At 68.0% G+C, this 13,005-nt stretch carries 13 protein-coding genes; 10 read left to right on the forward strand and 3 right to left on the reverse strand.

Annotated elements, in window-relative coordinates:
- Window positions 1-2,202, forward strand: a 2,202-nt coding sequence (locus tag TFC3_RS07275; RefSeq protein ID WP_161952548.1) for an amino acid adenylation domain-containing protein, incomplete at its 5' end; no start/stop codon positions are given.
- A gap of 77 nt (window positions 2,203-2,279) precedes the next feature.
- Window positions 2,280-3,254: a hypothetical protein gene (locus TFC3_RS07280; protein WP_067497208.1), complete on the forward strand. Its 975-nt coding sequence runs from the start codon at window positions 2,280-2,282 to the stop codon at window positions 3,252-3,254.
- Here TFC3_RS07280 and TFC3_RS07285 read toward each other — a convergent pair.
- Window positions 3,234-3,482 (reverse strand): DUF3040 domain-containing protein, encoded by a 249-nt coding sequence (locus tag TFC3_RS07285; RefSeq protein WP_067497210.1) that lies wholly within the window; start codon window positions 3,480-3,482, stop codon window positions 3,234-3,236. The two genes, TFC3_RS07280 and TFC3_RS07285, sit on opposite strands and share 21 nt — an antisense overlap.
- Window positions 3,483-3,617: 135 nt before the next feature.
- On the opposite strand from TFC3_RS07285, the gene ctaD reads away from it, so the two are divergent.
- Window positions 3,618-5,357 (forward strand): cytochrome c oxidase subunit I, encoded by a 1,740-nt coding sequence (gene ctaD, locus TFC3_RS07290; RefSeq protein ID WP_067497211.1) that lies wholly within the window; start codon window positions 3,618-3,620, stop codon window positions 5,355-5,357.
- A gap of 68 nt (window positions 5,358-5,425) precedes the next feature.
- On the opposite strand, the gene TFC3_RS07295 is transcribed toward ctaD, so the two are convergent.
- Window positions 5,426-6,448 carry an ABC transporter substrate-binding protein gene (locus tag TFC3_RS07295; RefSeq protein ID WP_067497213.1) on the reverse strand — a complete coding sequence of 341 codons (1,023 nt, stop codon included), beginning with the start codon at window positions 6,446-6,448 and terminating at the stop codon, window positions 5,426-5,428.
- Between the two features lie 107 nt (window positions 6,449-6,555).
- Here TFC3_RS07295 and panD point away from each other — a divergent pair, with 107 nt between their 5' ends.
- The 6 genes from panD (at window position 6,556) to TFC3_RS07325 (ending at window position 10,591) form a co-directional block, all read left to right on the forward strand.
- Window positions 6,556-6,975, forward strand: a complete 420-nt coding sequence (gene panD, locus TFC3_RS07300; protein ID WP_067497215.1) for an aspartate 1-decarboxylase — start codon at window positions 6,556-6,558, stop codon at window positions 6,973-6,975.
- Between the two features lie 4 nt (window positions 6,976-6,979).
- The gene (locus TFC3_RS07305) at window positions 6,980-7,330 is read left to right on the forward strand and encodes a hypothetical protein (RefSeq protein ID WP_067497216.1); all 351 of its coding nucleotides are present in this window, start codon (window positions 6,980-6,982) and stop codon (window positions 7,328-7,330) included.
- A gap of 67 nt (window positions 7,331-7,397) precedes the next feature.
- Window positions 7,398-8,210 carry an SAM-dependent methyltransferase gene (locus TFC3_RS07310; protein ID WP_067497220.1) on the forward strand — a complete coding sequence of 271 codons (813 nt, stop codon included), beginning with the start codon at window positions 7,398-7,400 and terminating at the stop codon, window positions 8,208-8,210.
- 10 nt (window positions 8,211-8,220) lie between these two features.
- On the forward strand, window positions 8,221-9,102 hold the full coding sequence (locus tag TFC3_RS07315; RefSeq protein WP_067497222.1) for a helix-turn-helix transcriptional regulator: 882 nt from the start codon (window positions 8,221-8,223) through the stop codon (window positions 9,100-9,102).
- An 8-nt stretch (window positions 9,103-9,110) separates the two neighbouring features.
- A complete protein-coding gene (locus TFC3_RS07320) occupies window positions 9,111-9,638 on the forward strand; it encodes a GNAT family N-acetyltransferase (RefSeq protein ID WP_067506162.1) in 528 nt (175 codons plus the stop codon).
- A complete protein-coding gene (locus tag TFC3_RS07325; protein ID WP_067497224.1) occupies window positions 9,635-10,591 on the forward strand; it encodes an aldo/keto reductase in 957 nt (318 codons plus the stop codon). Before TFC3_RS07320 ends, TFC3_RS07325 begins: the two co-directional genes overlap by 4 nt.
- Here TFC3_RS07325 and TFC3_RS07330 read toward each other — a convergent pair.
- A complete protein-coding gene (locus tag TFC3_RS07330; protein ID WP_067497226.1) occupies window positions 10,585-11,535 on the reverse strand; it encodes a methionyl-tRNA formyltransferase in 951 nt (316 codons plus the stop codon). The genes TFC3_RS07325 and TFC3_RS07330 overlap by 7 nt on opposite strands.
- Window positions 11,536-11,633: 98 nt before the next feature.
- Between TFC3_RS07330 and TFC3_RS07335 the strand changes: the two genes are divergently transcribed.
- Window positions 11,634-12,932, forward strand: a complete 1,299-nt coding sequence (locus TFC3_RS07335; RefSeq protein WP_067497228.1) for a lysine N(6)-hydroxylase/L-ornithine N(5)-oxygenase family protein — start codon at window positions 11,634-11,636, stop codon at window positions 12,930-12,932.
- The last annotated feature ends 73 nt before the right edge of the window (window positions 12,933-13,005 follow it).

The following is a 13,005-nucleotide window of genomic DNA, read 5'->3' on the forward strand; positions in this document are numbered from 1 at the left end:
GCCGCCCGGGCCGTGCAAAAAGCGGGCGCCGCCTCCCTCCCCCTCGCCCCCGCTTCCCCCCCCGCCCGCCGAGCCTTCATGATCGCCGACGCCACCCCCGCCGTCATCATCGACGAACCCTTCCTCAACGCTCTACGCGAAGCTGCAACCCCCGCGAGCCCCGCGACCGGTACCCCCGCACCCGGAAACCACAACACCAACCCCAGCCCAGACAGCGCCGCCTACCTCATCTACACCTCAGGCTCCACCGGCCAGCCCAAAGGCGTAGTAGTCACCCACCGCAACCTCGAATCCTTCCTGGCCGCCTTCCCCCTCAACCCAGCCGAACGCCTCCTAGCCGTAACCACCCTCTCCTTCGACATCTCCGTCCTGGAAATCCTCGGCACCCTGCGCGCCCAGGGCACCATCGTCCTCGCCTCACCCGAGCAGATACGCGACCCGCGCCTGCTCGCCGCCCTCATCGAGCGGCACCGCATCACCGCCATGCAGGCCACCCCCGCGCTCTGGGCCGCCCTGCTCGAAGCCTCCGACGTGGATCTGACCGCCGTGAGAGCCCTGGTCGGCGGCGAAGCCCTCCCCACCTCACTAGCCGGACAACTCCGATCCCGTACGGCCGCAGTCACCAATCTCTACGGCCCCACCGAAGTCACCGTCTGGGCCACCGCAGCCGACGTCGGCGAAGGCTGGAACGGCGAGATCGGCCGGCCGCAACCCACCGTCACCGCCCAGGTCCTCGACGCCCACCTGCAGCCCGTCCCGCCCGGAGTGGCCGGTGAGCTGTACCTCGGCGGTCCTCAGGTCACCCGCGGCTACCACGGCCGCCCGGCCCTGACCGCCTCCCGTTTCGTCGCGGACGGCAACGGCGCTCGCCTGTACCGGACCGGTGACCTGGCCCGTTGGCGGGACGGCGACCTCGAATACCTCGGGCGCACCGATCACCAGGTCAAGGTGCGAGGGTTCCGCATCGAGCTGGAAGAAATCGAGTCGGTGGCCCTGTCCCACCCGGACGTCACCCGGGCCGTGGTGGTGGCCCGCAACGACCGGCTTGTTGCGTACCTGATCACGACGTCTGCGTTCACCCAGGCGTCGCTGACCACGCTGCTGGAGTCGCGGCTGCCCGGCTACATGGTGCCCGCGGTCTGCCACGTGCTCGACGCCCTGCCGCTGACACCCAACGGCAAGGTGGACCGCAACGCGCTGCCGGACGTCGAGCTTGCGGGGGCCTCGGCCGAGCAACCGCGATCTCGTACGCAAGCAGCAGTGTCCCGCCTGGTCGCGGACGTGCTCGGGGTAGCGGCGGTAGGGGTGCACGACGACTTCTTCGCGCTCGGCGGGCATTCCCTGCTCCTGGTGCGCCTGGCCACCGCCCTGCGCGAAACGCTGGGCGCGGACATCCCGGTGTCCCGGCTCTTCACCGCTCCCACGGTCGCCGGGGTGGCCCGGCTGGTCGAGGGCTCGGCACCGGACGGGGACGCGCTGGCTCCGGTGCTGCACCTGGCTCCGGGAACCGGCGAGCCGCTGTTCTGCCTGGCCCCGGCGAGCGGGTTGGCGTGGCAGTTCGCCGGGTTGAAACGCTTTGTGGACGTACCCCTGGTCGGTCTGCAGTCCGATTTTGAACCAGCAACCACGATGGCCGAACTCGCCCAGCGGCAGGCCGATCGGGTGGAGTCGGCGTATCCGTCGGGGCCGGTCCGGTTGCTCGGCTGGTCGTTCGGCGGCGCCTTGGCCTTGTGCGTAGCGGCGGAACTGCGCTCGCGGGGACGCACCGTTTCGTTCGTGGGCATGCTCGACGCCCGCCGCGACGCGATCGCATCCCCCTCCACCGTGGCCGGGCTGCTGTCCGAAATGGGCTACGAGGTCCCGTCGCCGTCACTGACCCTGCAGGAAGCGGTCGCCTTTGTCCGCGACGCCGGCGGCACGGTGGCGGCACTGACCGACGACCAGATCGCGTTGATCCTGCGCAACTACCTGAACAGCGACCGCCTGATGGCCACGGCCACCTACCCCCGGTACGACGGCGGGGTTCTGTTCGTCGAGGCAACCGTCGCCGAGCAAGGCTTCACCGGCCCCGGAGCACCGGCATGGCGTCCCCTCGTGGCCGCTATGACCGTCCACGAATTGCCGGTGAGCCACTCCGAGCTGCTCGACGCAACAACGTTGGAAAAGCTCGGCCCGCTGCTGGCCGAGGCGCTCGGAGGGTGATCGATGGCTGAACCGCTTCCGTGGGCCGGACGTGTGGGTGGCATACCGCTCGTCTTGCTCACGGAAGGGGCGCAGAGATGCGATCCTCGCGAAAGTTTGCCGCGGTGGCTGCCGGGGCTGCGATGCTGCTGTCGGCCTGCGGGACTGATTCGCCCAAGTCCGCGTCCCCCACCTCGCCCACGGCCGGGGAGGGTGCCGGTGCACCCGCCGCTGAGCCGCAGCAGCCGCAGACGCAGAACGGCACCGCCAAGACCAGCAACGCGATCCAAGGCACCGGCGACTGGGCGGCTCCCGTGGGTGGCACGCTGTCCGAGGCCCAGGCCGTCGAGGCCGAGAAGTGGGTTCAGCTCACCGCCACCCGGCTCGCCGATGCCGGGCAGGTGCTGGTCAACGGCGCCGGGCTGACGCTCTACCGGTTCGACAAGGACAGCGCTCAGCCGCCGAAGTCAGCTTGCAACGGCGAGTGTGCCGCTGAGTGGCCGCCGGTGACCGTGCAGGCCGGCGGCAAGATCTTCCTTGCCGGGGTGGCCGGGCAGGACATCGGCGTCGTGCCCCGCGAGGACGGCAAGCTGCAGGTCACGGTGGGCGGCTGGCCTGTCTACCGCTTCGCCAAGGACACCAGACCCGGCGACGTGAAAGGCCAAGGCCAAGGCAACACCTGGTTTGCGGTACGTCCAGACGGCAGCAGATCCGAAGGCGCAACAGACGCCAGAACCGCACCCCGGCCCAGCGACCAACCGCAGCAGCCCAGCACCCCGGCCAAGCGGGTCGTGCTGTTCAGCAGCTTCTCCTTCAACGTCTTCGACGATGAGGCCGCGTCCCAGGTCATCGAGGCCAGCACCGTTCCCGACGGCGGGTGTGTGAACGCCCTCGACCCCGGCACCGCCTCCTCGATCGCCTTCGACGGGCTGGTCAAGATTTGGAGCGGACCGGACTGCACCGGGCAGTCCAAGGAACTCGGAGCCGTGGATGCCGAGAATGCCGGGGGCATTGCCGATCTCCGCGACATTGGTTTCAACAACGCGATCGCGTCAGTGAAGGTGCCTCAATAAAACCATGATCGCTGTTGCGGCAGCCAGCGTTATCAGCGCGGCTGTCCAGCCCAGCAGCAGGGCCTCGATCGGCAGGATGATGTAAAGCAGAGCGCACAGCACAAGGGTTTTGGGAATCGGGCGCGCGCCGGTATCCGGCGCGCGCATCCGTGCGGCGAAATCCGGATCTTGTTCGCTCAGCCGGTGTTCGATGTCGTGCAGCGCCGCGGCAAAGGGATCATCGGCCATTGGTGACCGCCCGTCTGTGGCTGTCGTCCCTCTTTAACTTTTTCCATCGGCGTCGTTAGATGTCAATGGTGAGGGGTACCCGCGCCCCCGCGTCCGGCGAAACCGCTGGCCCCGCGCCGATCTTGGGGAGCACCGTTGGCTGTCATCACCCCGCGTCCCGTCACCTCCCGGCCCTGGCCGGTACGCCAGCCGGTCCGGGGTTCCGCGCTTGCGCGCATTCTGCGCACCACCGACGCGAAGCAAATCGGGATCATGTACATGACCACCGCCTTCGTGTTCTTCATGATCGGTGGCGCGATGGCTCTGCTGATGCGCGCCGAGCTGGCGCGCCCGGGTTTGCAGATGCTGTCGCCGGAGCAGTACAACCAGCTGTTCACCATGCACGGCACGATCATGTTGCTGTTCTTCGCAACGCCGATCGTGTTCGCCTTCGCCAATTTCGTGACACCGCTGCAGATCGGCGCGCCCGATGTGGCGTTTCCCCGGCTCAACTCCTTCGCCTACTGGATGTATCTGTTCGGCGGAATGATCGCCATCGGCGGGTTCTTCGTGCCCAGCGGCCCCGCGGATTTCGGCTGGACTGCGTACACACCGCTCAGCGACAACCAGCATTCTCCGGGCGTGGGCGGCAACATGTGGATCGTCGGGCTGGCGCTGTCCGGCATCGGCACGATCCTCGGCGGCGTCAACATGATCACCACGATCCTGACCCTGCGAGCCCCCGGCATGACCATGTTCCGGATGCCGATCTTCACCTGGAACATCCTGCTCACCAGCCTGCTCGTGGTGCTGGTCTTCCCGTTCCTGGCCGCCGCGCTGTTCGCGCTGGCGGCTGACCGCATCCTGGGTGCGCATGTGTTCGACGTCGACACCGGCGGCCCGCTGCTGTGGCAGCACCTGTTCTGGTTCTTCGGCCATCCCGAGGTCTACGTGGTGGCGCTGCCGTTTTTCGGCATCATCACCGAGGTCATCCCGGTGTTCAGCCGCAAGCCGCTGTTCGGTTACAAGGGCCTGGTCGCAGCCACCCTGCTGATCACCGGGCTGTCGATGAGCGTGTGGGCGCACCACATGTTCGGCACCGGCCAGGTGCTGCTGCCGTTCTTCAGCCTGCTCAGCTTCCTGATCGCGGTGCCCACCGGGATGAAGTTCTTCGTGTGGATCGGCACGATGTGGCGCGGGCAGGTGAGCCTGGAAACGCCGATGATGTTCGCGATCGGATTTCTCGTCACGTTCCTGTTCGGCGGGCTGTCCGGGGTGCTGCTGGCCTCGCCGCCGATCGACTTCCACGTGCACGACACCTACTTTGTCGTGGCGCACTTCCACTATGTGCTGTTCGGCACAATCGTGTTCGCGGTGTTCTCCGGCATCTACTTCTGGTTCCCGAAGATGTTCGGCCGGATGCTCGACGACCGCCTCGGCAAGGTGCACTTCTGGCTGACGTTCCTCGGCTTCCACACCACGTTCCTGGTGCAGCACTGGCTCGGGGCCGAGGGCATGCCGCGCCGGTATGCCGACTACCTGCCCGATGACGGGTTCACCACGCTCAACACGGTGTCGTCAATCGGCTCGTTCATCCTGGGCGCCTCGACGCTGCCGTTCATCTACAACGTGTGGAAGTCGTACAAGTACGGCCAGCTCATCACCGTTGATGACCCGTGGGGGCACGGCAACTCGCTGGAATGGGCGACTTCGTCACCGCCGCCGCTGCGCAACTTCGACCGGATGCCACGGATCCGCTCCGAGCGCCCGGCCTTCGATGCCAAGTATCCCGAGCTGGCGGCGGGCGAGCAGTCCGAGGCCGGGCCGCCCGAAGGTGGCGCGCGGGTGCTGAGTCCCGAGTCGCACGGGGGCGCCCGGCATCAGACCGAGGAGTAGGACGCCGCTGCGAAGAACCCAGCGGCCGGCGGGGGAGCGCCGGCCGCTCTGTGGCCGTACCGGATGAATCAGCTCTGGTTGGAAAGATCCTCGACCTTGGTGGCCGGGTCGTTGTCGGTGGCCGCCTTGAGCTGGGGCACCAGGATGTCCAGGGCGTAGAGCAGCGCGTTCGGACCGCTGTAGGCCAGGGCCCCGCTCAGCGGTGTGTCGAAGCTCGTGTAGAGGGTGCGGTCCTCGGTGACGACCTTGAGCCGGGCGAACGCGGGCGAGGCAGCCATGTCCTTCTTGGTCGCGCCGTTGACGAACAGCACGTCGCGGTCCAGCAGGTCGAGGCGCTCCTCGCTGACGTCATCCTTCTCGTTCTGCACGCTGAAGCCCAGCGCGTCGAACAGCGCGCGGCGCGGGTCCTTGGCGCCGAGCAGCCAGTGCTGGCCCTTCTCCGGACCGAAGTCCACCACCAGGGTCTTGCCGGCGAACTGGGGGTTGGCCGCCTTGGCGTCGTCGATCTTGGCCTGCACCTTGTTGATCAGCGCCTCGGCCTCGGGGGTCTTGCCCAGCGCCTTGCCGATCGTGCGGGTCTGCACGTCCCAGGGCGTCTCCTCGTCCCCGAAGTCCTTGGACTGGATGACCGTCGGGGCGATCTGGGAGAGCTTGTCGTACGTCTCCTTGTTGATCGTCTCGTAGATCGCGATGATCAGGTCGGGCTGCTGCTTGATGATCGCCTCGAAGTTGATCTCGGCGGAGAAGGTGGGCACCTGCTTGCCGCCGAGCGCGGTCTGCACCCACGGGTACGCCGGGTATTCGGTGAACCACTCGCGCGTCGACACCGGGACCACGCCGAGCGCGATGGCCGGGTCCTGGTCGTTCCAGCCGACGGTGACCACGCGCTCGGGCTTCTTGTCGATCGTGGTGGAGCCGAACTTGTGCTCGATGGTCACCGGGAACGCGGCGGCGGACGCACCCGAGCCGGTGGAGACGGTGCTGGTGTCGGAGGAATCGTCCGAACCGCAGGCGGCTGCGGTGGTGAGGGTGAGCAGGCCGGCAGCGGCGACGGTGAGAACCCGTCTCCAGCCTCGGATGCGGGATGACATATCGGCTCCTGTGAGTGGGTGGTCCGTTGGCTCGCTAGGTTAGGTTAGGCTACCTTTGCTTCGCGGCGGGGGATGCCCCGCTACCACATCCTTGGAGGACCACAGACATGCAGCGCACCCTGCTCGGCGGCAAGATCCACCGCGCCACGGTGACTCAGGCGGACCTGCACTACGTCGGGTCCATCACCATCGACAAGATCCTGATGGACGCCGCCGACCTTATCGAGGGCGAACAGGTGCAGGTCGTGGACATCGACAACGGTGCCCGGCTGGTGACGTACGTGATCGAGGGTCCGGCCGGTTCCGGGGTGATCGGCATCAACGGTGCCGCGGCGCGGCTGATCTCGGTCGGCGACCTGGTCATCATCATGTCGTTCAAGCAGGTGGAGGAGGCCGAGCGGGCCACCTACGAGCCGCGGGTGGCGCACGTCAACGAGCGCAACGAGCTGGTCGACGTCGGCTCGGACCCGTCGCAGCCGGTGCCCGGTGCCGACGACCAGATCTCCAGCAAGGTCCTGGTGCACTAAGACCATGGGGGGAGCGCTTACCGTCTGCCGGGACTGCTGCTGCGGCGACGCCCAGAAACACCCGGGGGTCGATCACGACGCGCAACTCGAGGCCATCCGGGGTGCGGCCGGCGAGCGTCACCGGGTACGGGTGAGCGAGTGCCTCAAGGTCTGCGAGCGCTCCAATGTGGTGGTGGTGCACCCCACTCCCGCCGCCCGCCGCGGTGGCGCCCGGCTCGTACACCTCGGCGACATCCTCGATGATCACCTGGTCGACGCCGTCATCGGCTGGCTCGATGACGGCGGGCCGGGGGTCGCAGCGGTGCCCCAGGAGCTGTCCGGGCGCGTTTTCGACCCGGCCGACTACGCGGACTGAGTCACCGGTTCGGGTCTATGCTTGCCCGACGATCGAGCAAGTTGCATACGACCCGAAGGAAGCGCACGTGGCAGACGGCCCGGCCGCCCCCGGCGGCGAGCGTGACAATCCCAAGCTGGACACGACGGTGCCGCAGACGGCACGGATCTGGAACTACCTGCTCGGCGGCAAGGACAACTTCGCGGTGGACCGCGAGGTCGGTGACCAGATCATCACCAACCTGCCGCAGCTCGCCGAGAACGCCCGGCTGTCCCGGGCCTATCTGGCCCGGGCGGTGCGCTTCCTCGCCGGAGAAGCCGGCATCCGCCAGTTCCTCGACATCGGCACCGGCCTGCCCACCGCCGACAACACCCACGAGGTCGCGCAGTCAGTCACGCCCGAGGCCCGCATCGTCTACGTGGACAACGACCCGCTGGTGCTCGCGCACGCCCGGGCTCTGCTGACCACCAGCGAGGCCGGTGCCACCGACTACATCGACGCCGACCTGCACGACAGCGACACCATCCTGCGCGAAGCCGGGCGCACCCTCGATCTCGACCAGCCGGTCGCGCTGATGCTGATGGGCATCCTCGGGCACATCGAGTCCGACGACGAGGCCCGCGGGATCATCAAGTCCTTCATGGACCGGCTGCCCTCGGGCAGCTATGTGGCCATGTACGACGGCAGCGACACCAGCCCGGAGAACACCGAGGCCGTGCGGATCTGGAACATCTCGGCCAACCCGAAATACCACCTGCGTACGCCCGAGCAGTTCGTCGGCCTGTTCGACGGGCTCGAGATCGTCGCGCCCGGCGCGGTGCCGGTGACCCGGTGGCGCCCGGAACCCGGCGCGGAGACCGATGAGATCGATCAGTACGCCCTTGTCGGGCGCAAGCCGTAATCAGAGGACCATGCCGGTGAGCGCACCCGAGCAGAACGGCGGTCCCACGGTCCGCCGGCTGCAGCTCGGTGCCCGGCTGCGCAGCCTGCGCCTGGCCGCGGGGATTTCCCGCGACCAGGCCGGCTACGAGATCCGCGGATCCGAGTCGAAGATCAGCCGGATGGAGCTCGGCCGCGTCGCGTTCAAGGAACGCGACGTCACCGACCTGCTGAGGCTGTACGGCATCACGGACCCGGGCGAGCACGAACGCCTGCTCGCGCTGGCCCGCGAGGCGAACTCACCCGGCTGGTGGCACTCCTACGGCGATGTGCTGACCACCTGGTTCCAGAACTACCTTGACCTGGAACAGGCAGCCGAACTGATCCGCACCTACGAGATCCAGTTCGTGCCGGGCCTGCTGCAGACCGATGCATACGCCCGGGCCGTCATCCTGCTCGGGCACGGCACCGCCTCGGCCGAGGAGATCGACCGGCGCGCCGACCTGCGCATGGCCCGTAAGCAGTTGCTCACCCGCGAGCACGCACCCCGGCTGTGGGCGGTGATCGACGAGGCGGTGCTGCACCGCCCGATCGGCGGCGAGCAGGTGCTGCGCGAGCAGATCGAATACCTGCTCGAGGTCTCCACCCACCGCAACGTCCGGCTGCAGGTGATCCCGTTCGAGTCCGGCGGCCACGCCGCGGCCGGGGGAGCGTTCTCGATATTGCGCTTCGCCCACCAGCATCTGCCGGACGTCGTCTACATCGAGCACCTGACCTCGGGGCTCTACCTGGACAAGCGCGAGGACGTGGATCACTACGCGGCCGCGATGGGCCGCCTGGTGATCGAGGCCGAGCAGCCCGACCGCACCCAGGAGCTGTTACGGAAAGCGCTGGACGACCTGCGCGACCGATAATGGTCCCCATGTTTGTTTTCGGGGATCTTGTGAAGTTGCGGGCGATGGGGCCGTCCGACGCCGAGGCGTTGTGGCGGTGGAACCACGATCCCGAGGTCATGCGCTGGATGGACGACACCTACGCGCAGCCGATCGAGCAGACTCGCAGATGGCTGGAGGAGCGCCCGCGCAACGACTACGGGCACGTGCTGTTCGGCATCGAGACGCTGGCCGCCGGCACGTTGATCGGGTTGGTCGTGCTGCGCGACGCCGAGCCGGAGACCGGGTGCGCCAAACTCGACATCTACATCGGCGAGAAAGATCACTGGGGCAAGGGCTACGGCACCGACGCGGTGCGGACCGCGTGCCGGTACGGCTTCGACAAGATGCGGCTCCACAAAGTCTCGCTGACCGTTGTCGCGGCCAATGAACGGGCGCAGCGGGCGTACGAGAAAGTGGGTTTCGTGGTTGAAGGTCGCCTGCGCAGCCAGTTCCGGCGTGACGGACAGTGGCACGACGAGATCACGATGGGTTTGTTGGAAGGGGAGTTGGCATGAAAACCACCACGCTGGGTGCGCACGGGCCTGAAGTGGGGGTGATCGGGCTCGGCTGCATGGGGATGACCCACGCGTACGACCTGAGCGCACCGCGTGACGACACGACCAGCATCTCGGTGATCCACCAGGCGCTGGACCTGGGCGTGACGCTCATCGACACCGCCGACGTGTACGGCCCGCACACCAACGAGGACCTGGTCGGACGCGCGCTCACCGGCGGTCACCGCGATCGGGCCGTGCTGGCCACCAAGGTCGGGCTGACGTCGGCGGGTGAGGACGGGCTGGTGCGCAACGGCCGTCCCGAGCACGTCCGCGAGTCGATCGACGCGAGCCTGCGCCGACTGCAGACCGACCACGTCGACCTGTACCAGTTGCACCGCGTCGACCCCGACGTGCCGATCGAGGAGACGTGGGGTGCGATGGCCGAGACCGTGACAGCGGGCAAGGCGCGGCGCATCGGGCTGTCCGAGGTCACCGTCGAGGAGATCAAGCGGGCGCAGGCCGTGCACCCGGTGACGTCGGTGCAGTCCGAGCTGTCGCTGTGGACGCGTGACGCGCTGGCCGAGGTGCTGCCGTACTGCGTGGAGCAGGGCATCGGGTTCCTGCCGTTCTCGCCGCTGGGCCGCGGTTTCCTGGCCGGGCGGTTCAGCTCGTTCGACGACCTGCCGCAGGAGGACTTCCGGCGCAACCTGCCGCGCTTCCAGCAGGACGCGCTGCGGGCCAACCTGGCCATCGCCGGGCGGGTGCGCGAGCTCGCCGAGCAGGCCGGGGTGAGCGCGGCGCAGGTGGCCTTGGCCTGGGTGCTGCGTCAGGGGCGCTATGTGGTGCCGATCCCGGGCACCAAGACGCCGAAGTACCTGGCCGACAACGCGGGGGCCGCCGGGGTCACGCTCACCGACGAGCAGATGGCAGCCCTGGACGCGTTGCCGGCGCCGGAAGGCGGGCGTTACTGAGGACGGCTGGTGAGGTAGCCGCCCATGGTTGTGAAGTAGTCATGGGCGGCCAGCTCAATGCCGTCTTCTGTGCGTACCTTGGTGATCAGTAAGGCCTTGCTGCGACCGCGACGGGCCTCGGCGCCCGCGACCACCGCCACCCCGTCGCCCTCGCGGTAGAAGATGCGTCCTGGGGTGCCGCCGTAGACCGCCTCCGACACACCCGCCGTGATGATCTCCAGGCGCCGTTCCTTGTGGAAGCAGAACGCCTGCGGGTAGGGCGCCGACTGCGCGCGGACCAGGCGGGACAGCTCCTCGGCGGTCCAGTTCCAGTCGATGCGGATGTCCTCCTCCGAGCGCTTGTGGAAGAAGCTGGCCTTCGAGCGGTCCTGCGGGGTGAAGTCGCGGCGCCCGGAGGCGATCTCGGCGAGCCCGTCGACGGTGATCGGCCCGAACAGCTCCAGCGTCTTGGCGAACAGGTCCGTGGCGGTGTCGCTCGGACCCACGGGCACGGCTCGCTGCAGCACGATCGGCCCGGCGTCGAGGGTCTCGTCCATCAGGTGCGCGGTGACGCCGACTTCCGGTTCGTCGTTGAGCAGGGCCCAGATCAGGGGCGAGAATCCGGCGTACGCGGGCAGCAGCGCGTCGTGCACGTTGAGCGTGCCGAACGGTGGCAGGGAGAAGATCCGGGGCGGGATCCAGGTACGCCAGTTGGTGGCCACCAGCACGTCCGGGGCGAGCCGCTTGAGTTCCTCGTACAGCTCGTCGTCGTCGGCGCGCTCACGGACCAGGACCGGCACCCCGGACTCGCGGGCCAGATCTTCCACCGAATCGGACCAGACCTTCTCGTACGCCCCCTCGCCACGGGGGTGGGTCACCACCGCGACGATGTCGTGTTCGGAGTCCAGCAAGGCCTGCAGCGTCCGGTGCCCCCACGTCTGATAGCCGAGCATGACGACCCGCATGAATGTTTCTCCCTCACTCAACCTCTGGACGATCCCCGGCCTTAGGTTAGGCTAACCGAAATCCGGGGTCAGAACGGCCCCGCGCTGGAGGGACCGACATGTCTGAACCTGTACTCGATGTCGTGGGGATCGGCTTCGGGCCGTCCAATTTGGCCCTGGCCATCGCCGCGTCGGAGCACAACGACGACGCGGGTGCCGCACGGGTGACCACGCGCTTCCTCGAGCGGCAGGCCTCCTTCGGCTGGCACCGCGGCATGCTGCTCGACGACGCGACCATGCAGGTGTCGTTCCTCAAGGACCTGGTGACGCTGCGCAACCCGACCAGCGAGTTCAGCTTCCTGCGCTACCTGCACGAGCGCGGACGCCTGATCGACTTCATCAACCACAAGAACCTGTTCCCGCTGCGCGCGGAGTTCCACGACTACTTCACGTGGGCCGCCGAGCAGGTCGCCGACCAGGTCACCTATGACGCCGAGGTGGTCTCGGTGACCCCGGTTGAGGGCGAAAGCGGCGAGATCGACGCGGTCGACGTGGTGGCCCGCCAAGGCGGCCGGCTGACCACGCATCGGGCCCGCAACCTGGTGATCGGCACCGGCCTGCGCCCGCGGCTGCCCGAGGGTGTGACGGCGAGCGAGCGGGTCTGGCACACCAGCGACCTGCTGCACAACCTGCCCCGCATCCGCGGCACCCGGGCACGCCGGTTCGTCGTGGTGGGCGCCGGCCAGAGTGCCGCCGAGGCCGTGGCCACCCTGCACACCGAGTTCCCCGAGGCCGAGGTCTGCGCGGTGTTCTCCCGCTACGGCTACTCCCCGGCCGACGACAGCTCATTCGCCAACCGGATCTTCGACCCGCAGGCCGTGGACGAGTTCTACCAGGCTCCCGAGCAGGTCAAGCGGCTGTTGATGGATTACCACGGCAACACCAACTACTCGGTGGTGGACGTGGACCTGATCAACGACTTGTACCGCCGGGCGTACCAGGAGAAGGTCCTCGGCCGTGAACGCCTGCGCATGCTCAACATGTCCCGCATGACCCAGGTGACCGACACCCCCACCGGCGCTCGGGTGGCAATCCAGTCCCTGGTCACCGGCGAGATCACCACCCTCGAAGCGGACATCGTGGTCTGCGCGACCGGCTACCACCAGGCCGACCCGTACGGCGTGCTGGGCGTGGTCGGCGACCTGTGCACCCGCGACGACCTGGGCCGCCCCACGGTGAAACGCGACTACCGGGCGGCTACCGACGAGCGGCTGCGGGTGGGCATCTATCTGCAGGGCGGCACCGAGCACTCGCATGGCATCACCTCGGCGCTGCTGTCCAACACGGCCATCCGGGTGGGGGAGATCCTCGACTCGGTGCTCACCCGCCGTGCAGCCCTGGCGCTTGTGGCGGCGTAGCGGGAGTCTGCGGTCGGCGCGCCAGGTTCACGGGAATTCTTGCGAAACACCTGTTTCTTGCCGGATATCTTGC

This window comes from Actinoplanes sp. TFC3 (genome assembly GCF_001553785.1).
In the GTDB taxonomy this organism is placed as follows: domain Bacteria; phylum Actinomycetota; class Actinomycetes; order Mycobacteriales; family Micromonosporaceae; genus Actinoplanes.

Coding starts and splice junctions, on each gene's coding strand:
- TFC3_RS07280 (WP_067497208.1), top strand. CDS start 2,280: ATGCGATCCTCGCGAAAGTTTGCCGCGGTGGCTGCCGGGGCTGCGATG.
- TFC3_RS07285 (WP_067497210.1), bottom strand. CDS start 3,482: ATGGCCGATGATCCCTTTGCCGCGGCGCTGCACGACATCGAACACCGG.
- TFC3_RS07295 (WP_067497213.1), bottom strand. CDS start 6,448: ATGTCATCCCGCATCCGAGGCTGGAGACGGGTTCTCACCGTCGCCGCT.
- panD (WP_067497215.1), top strand. CDS start 6,556: ATGCAGCGCACCCTGCTCGGCGGCAAGATCCACCGCGCCACGGTGACT.
- TFC3_RS07305 (WP_067497216.1), top strand. CDS start 6,980: ATGGGGGGAGCGCTTACCGTCTGCCGGGACTGCTGCTGCGGCGACGCC.
- TFC3_RS07315 (WP_067497222.1), top strand. CDS start 8,221: ATGCCGGTGAGCGCACCCGAGCAGAACGGCGGTCCCACGGTCCGCCGG.
- TFC3_RS07320 (WP_067506162.1), top strand. CDS start 9,111: ATGTTTGTTTTCGGGGATCTTGTGAAGTTGCGGGCGATGGGGCCGTCC.
- TFC3_RS07325 (WP_067497224.1), top strand. CDS start 9,635: ATGAAAACCACCACGCTGGGTGCGCACGGGCCTGAAGTGGGGGTGATC.
- TFC3_RS07330 (WP_067497226.1), bottom strand. CDS start 11,535: ATGCGGGTCGTCATGCTCGGCTATCAGACGTGGGGGCACCGGACGCTG.
- TFC3_RS07335 (WP_067497228.1), top strand. CDS start 11,634: ATGTCTGAACCTGTACTCGATGTCGTGGGGATCGGCTTCGGGCCGTCC.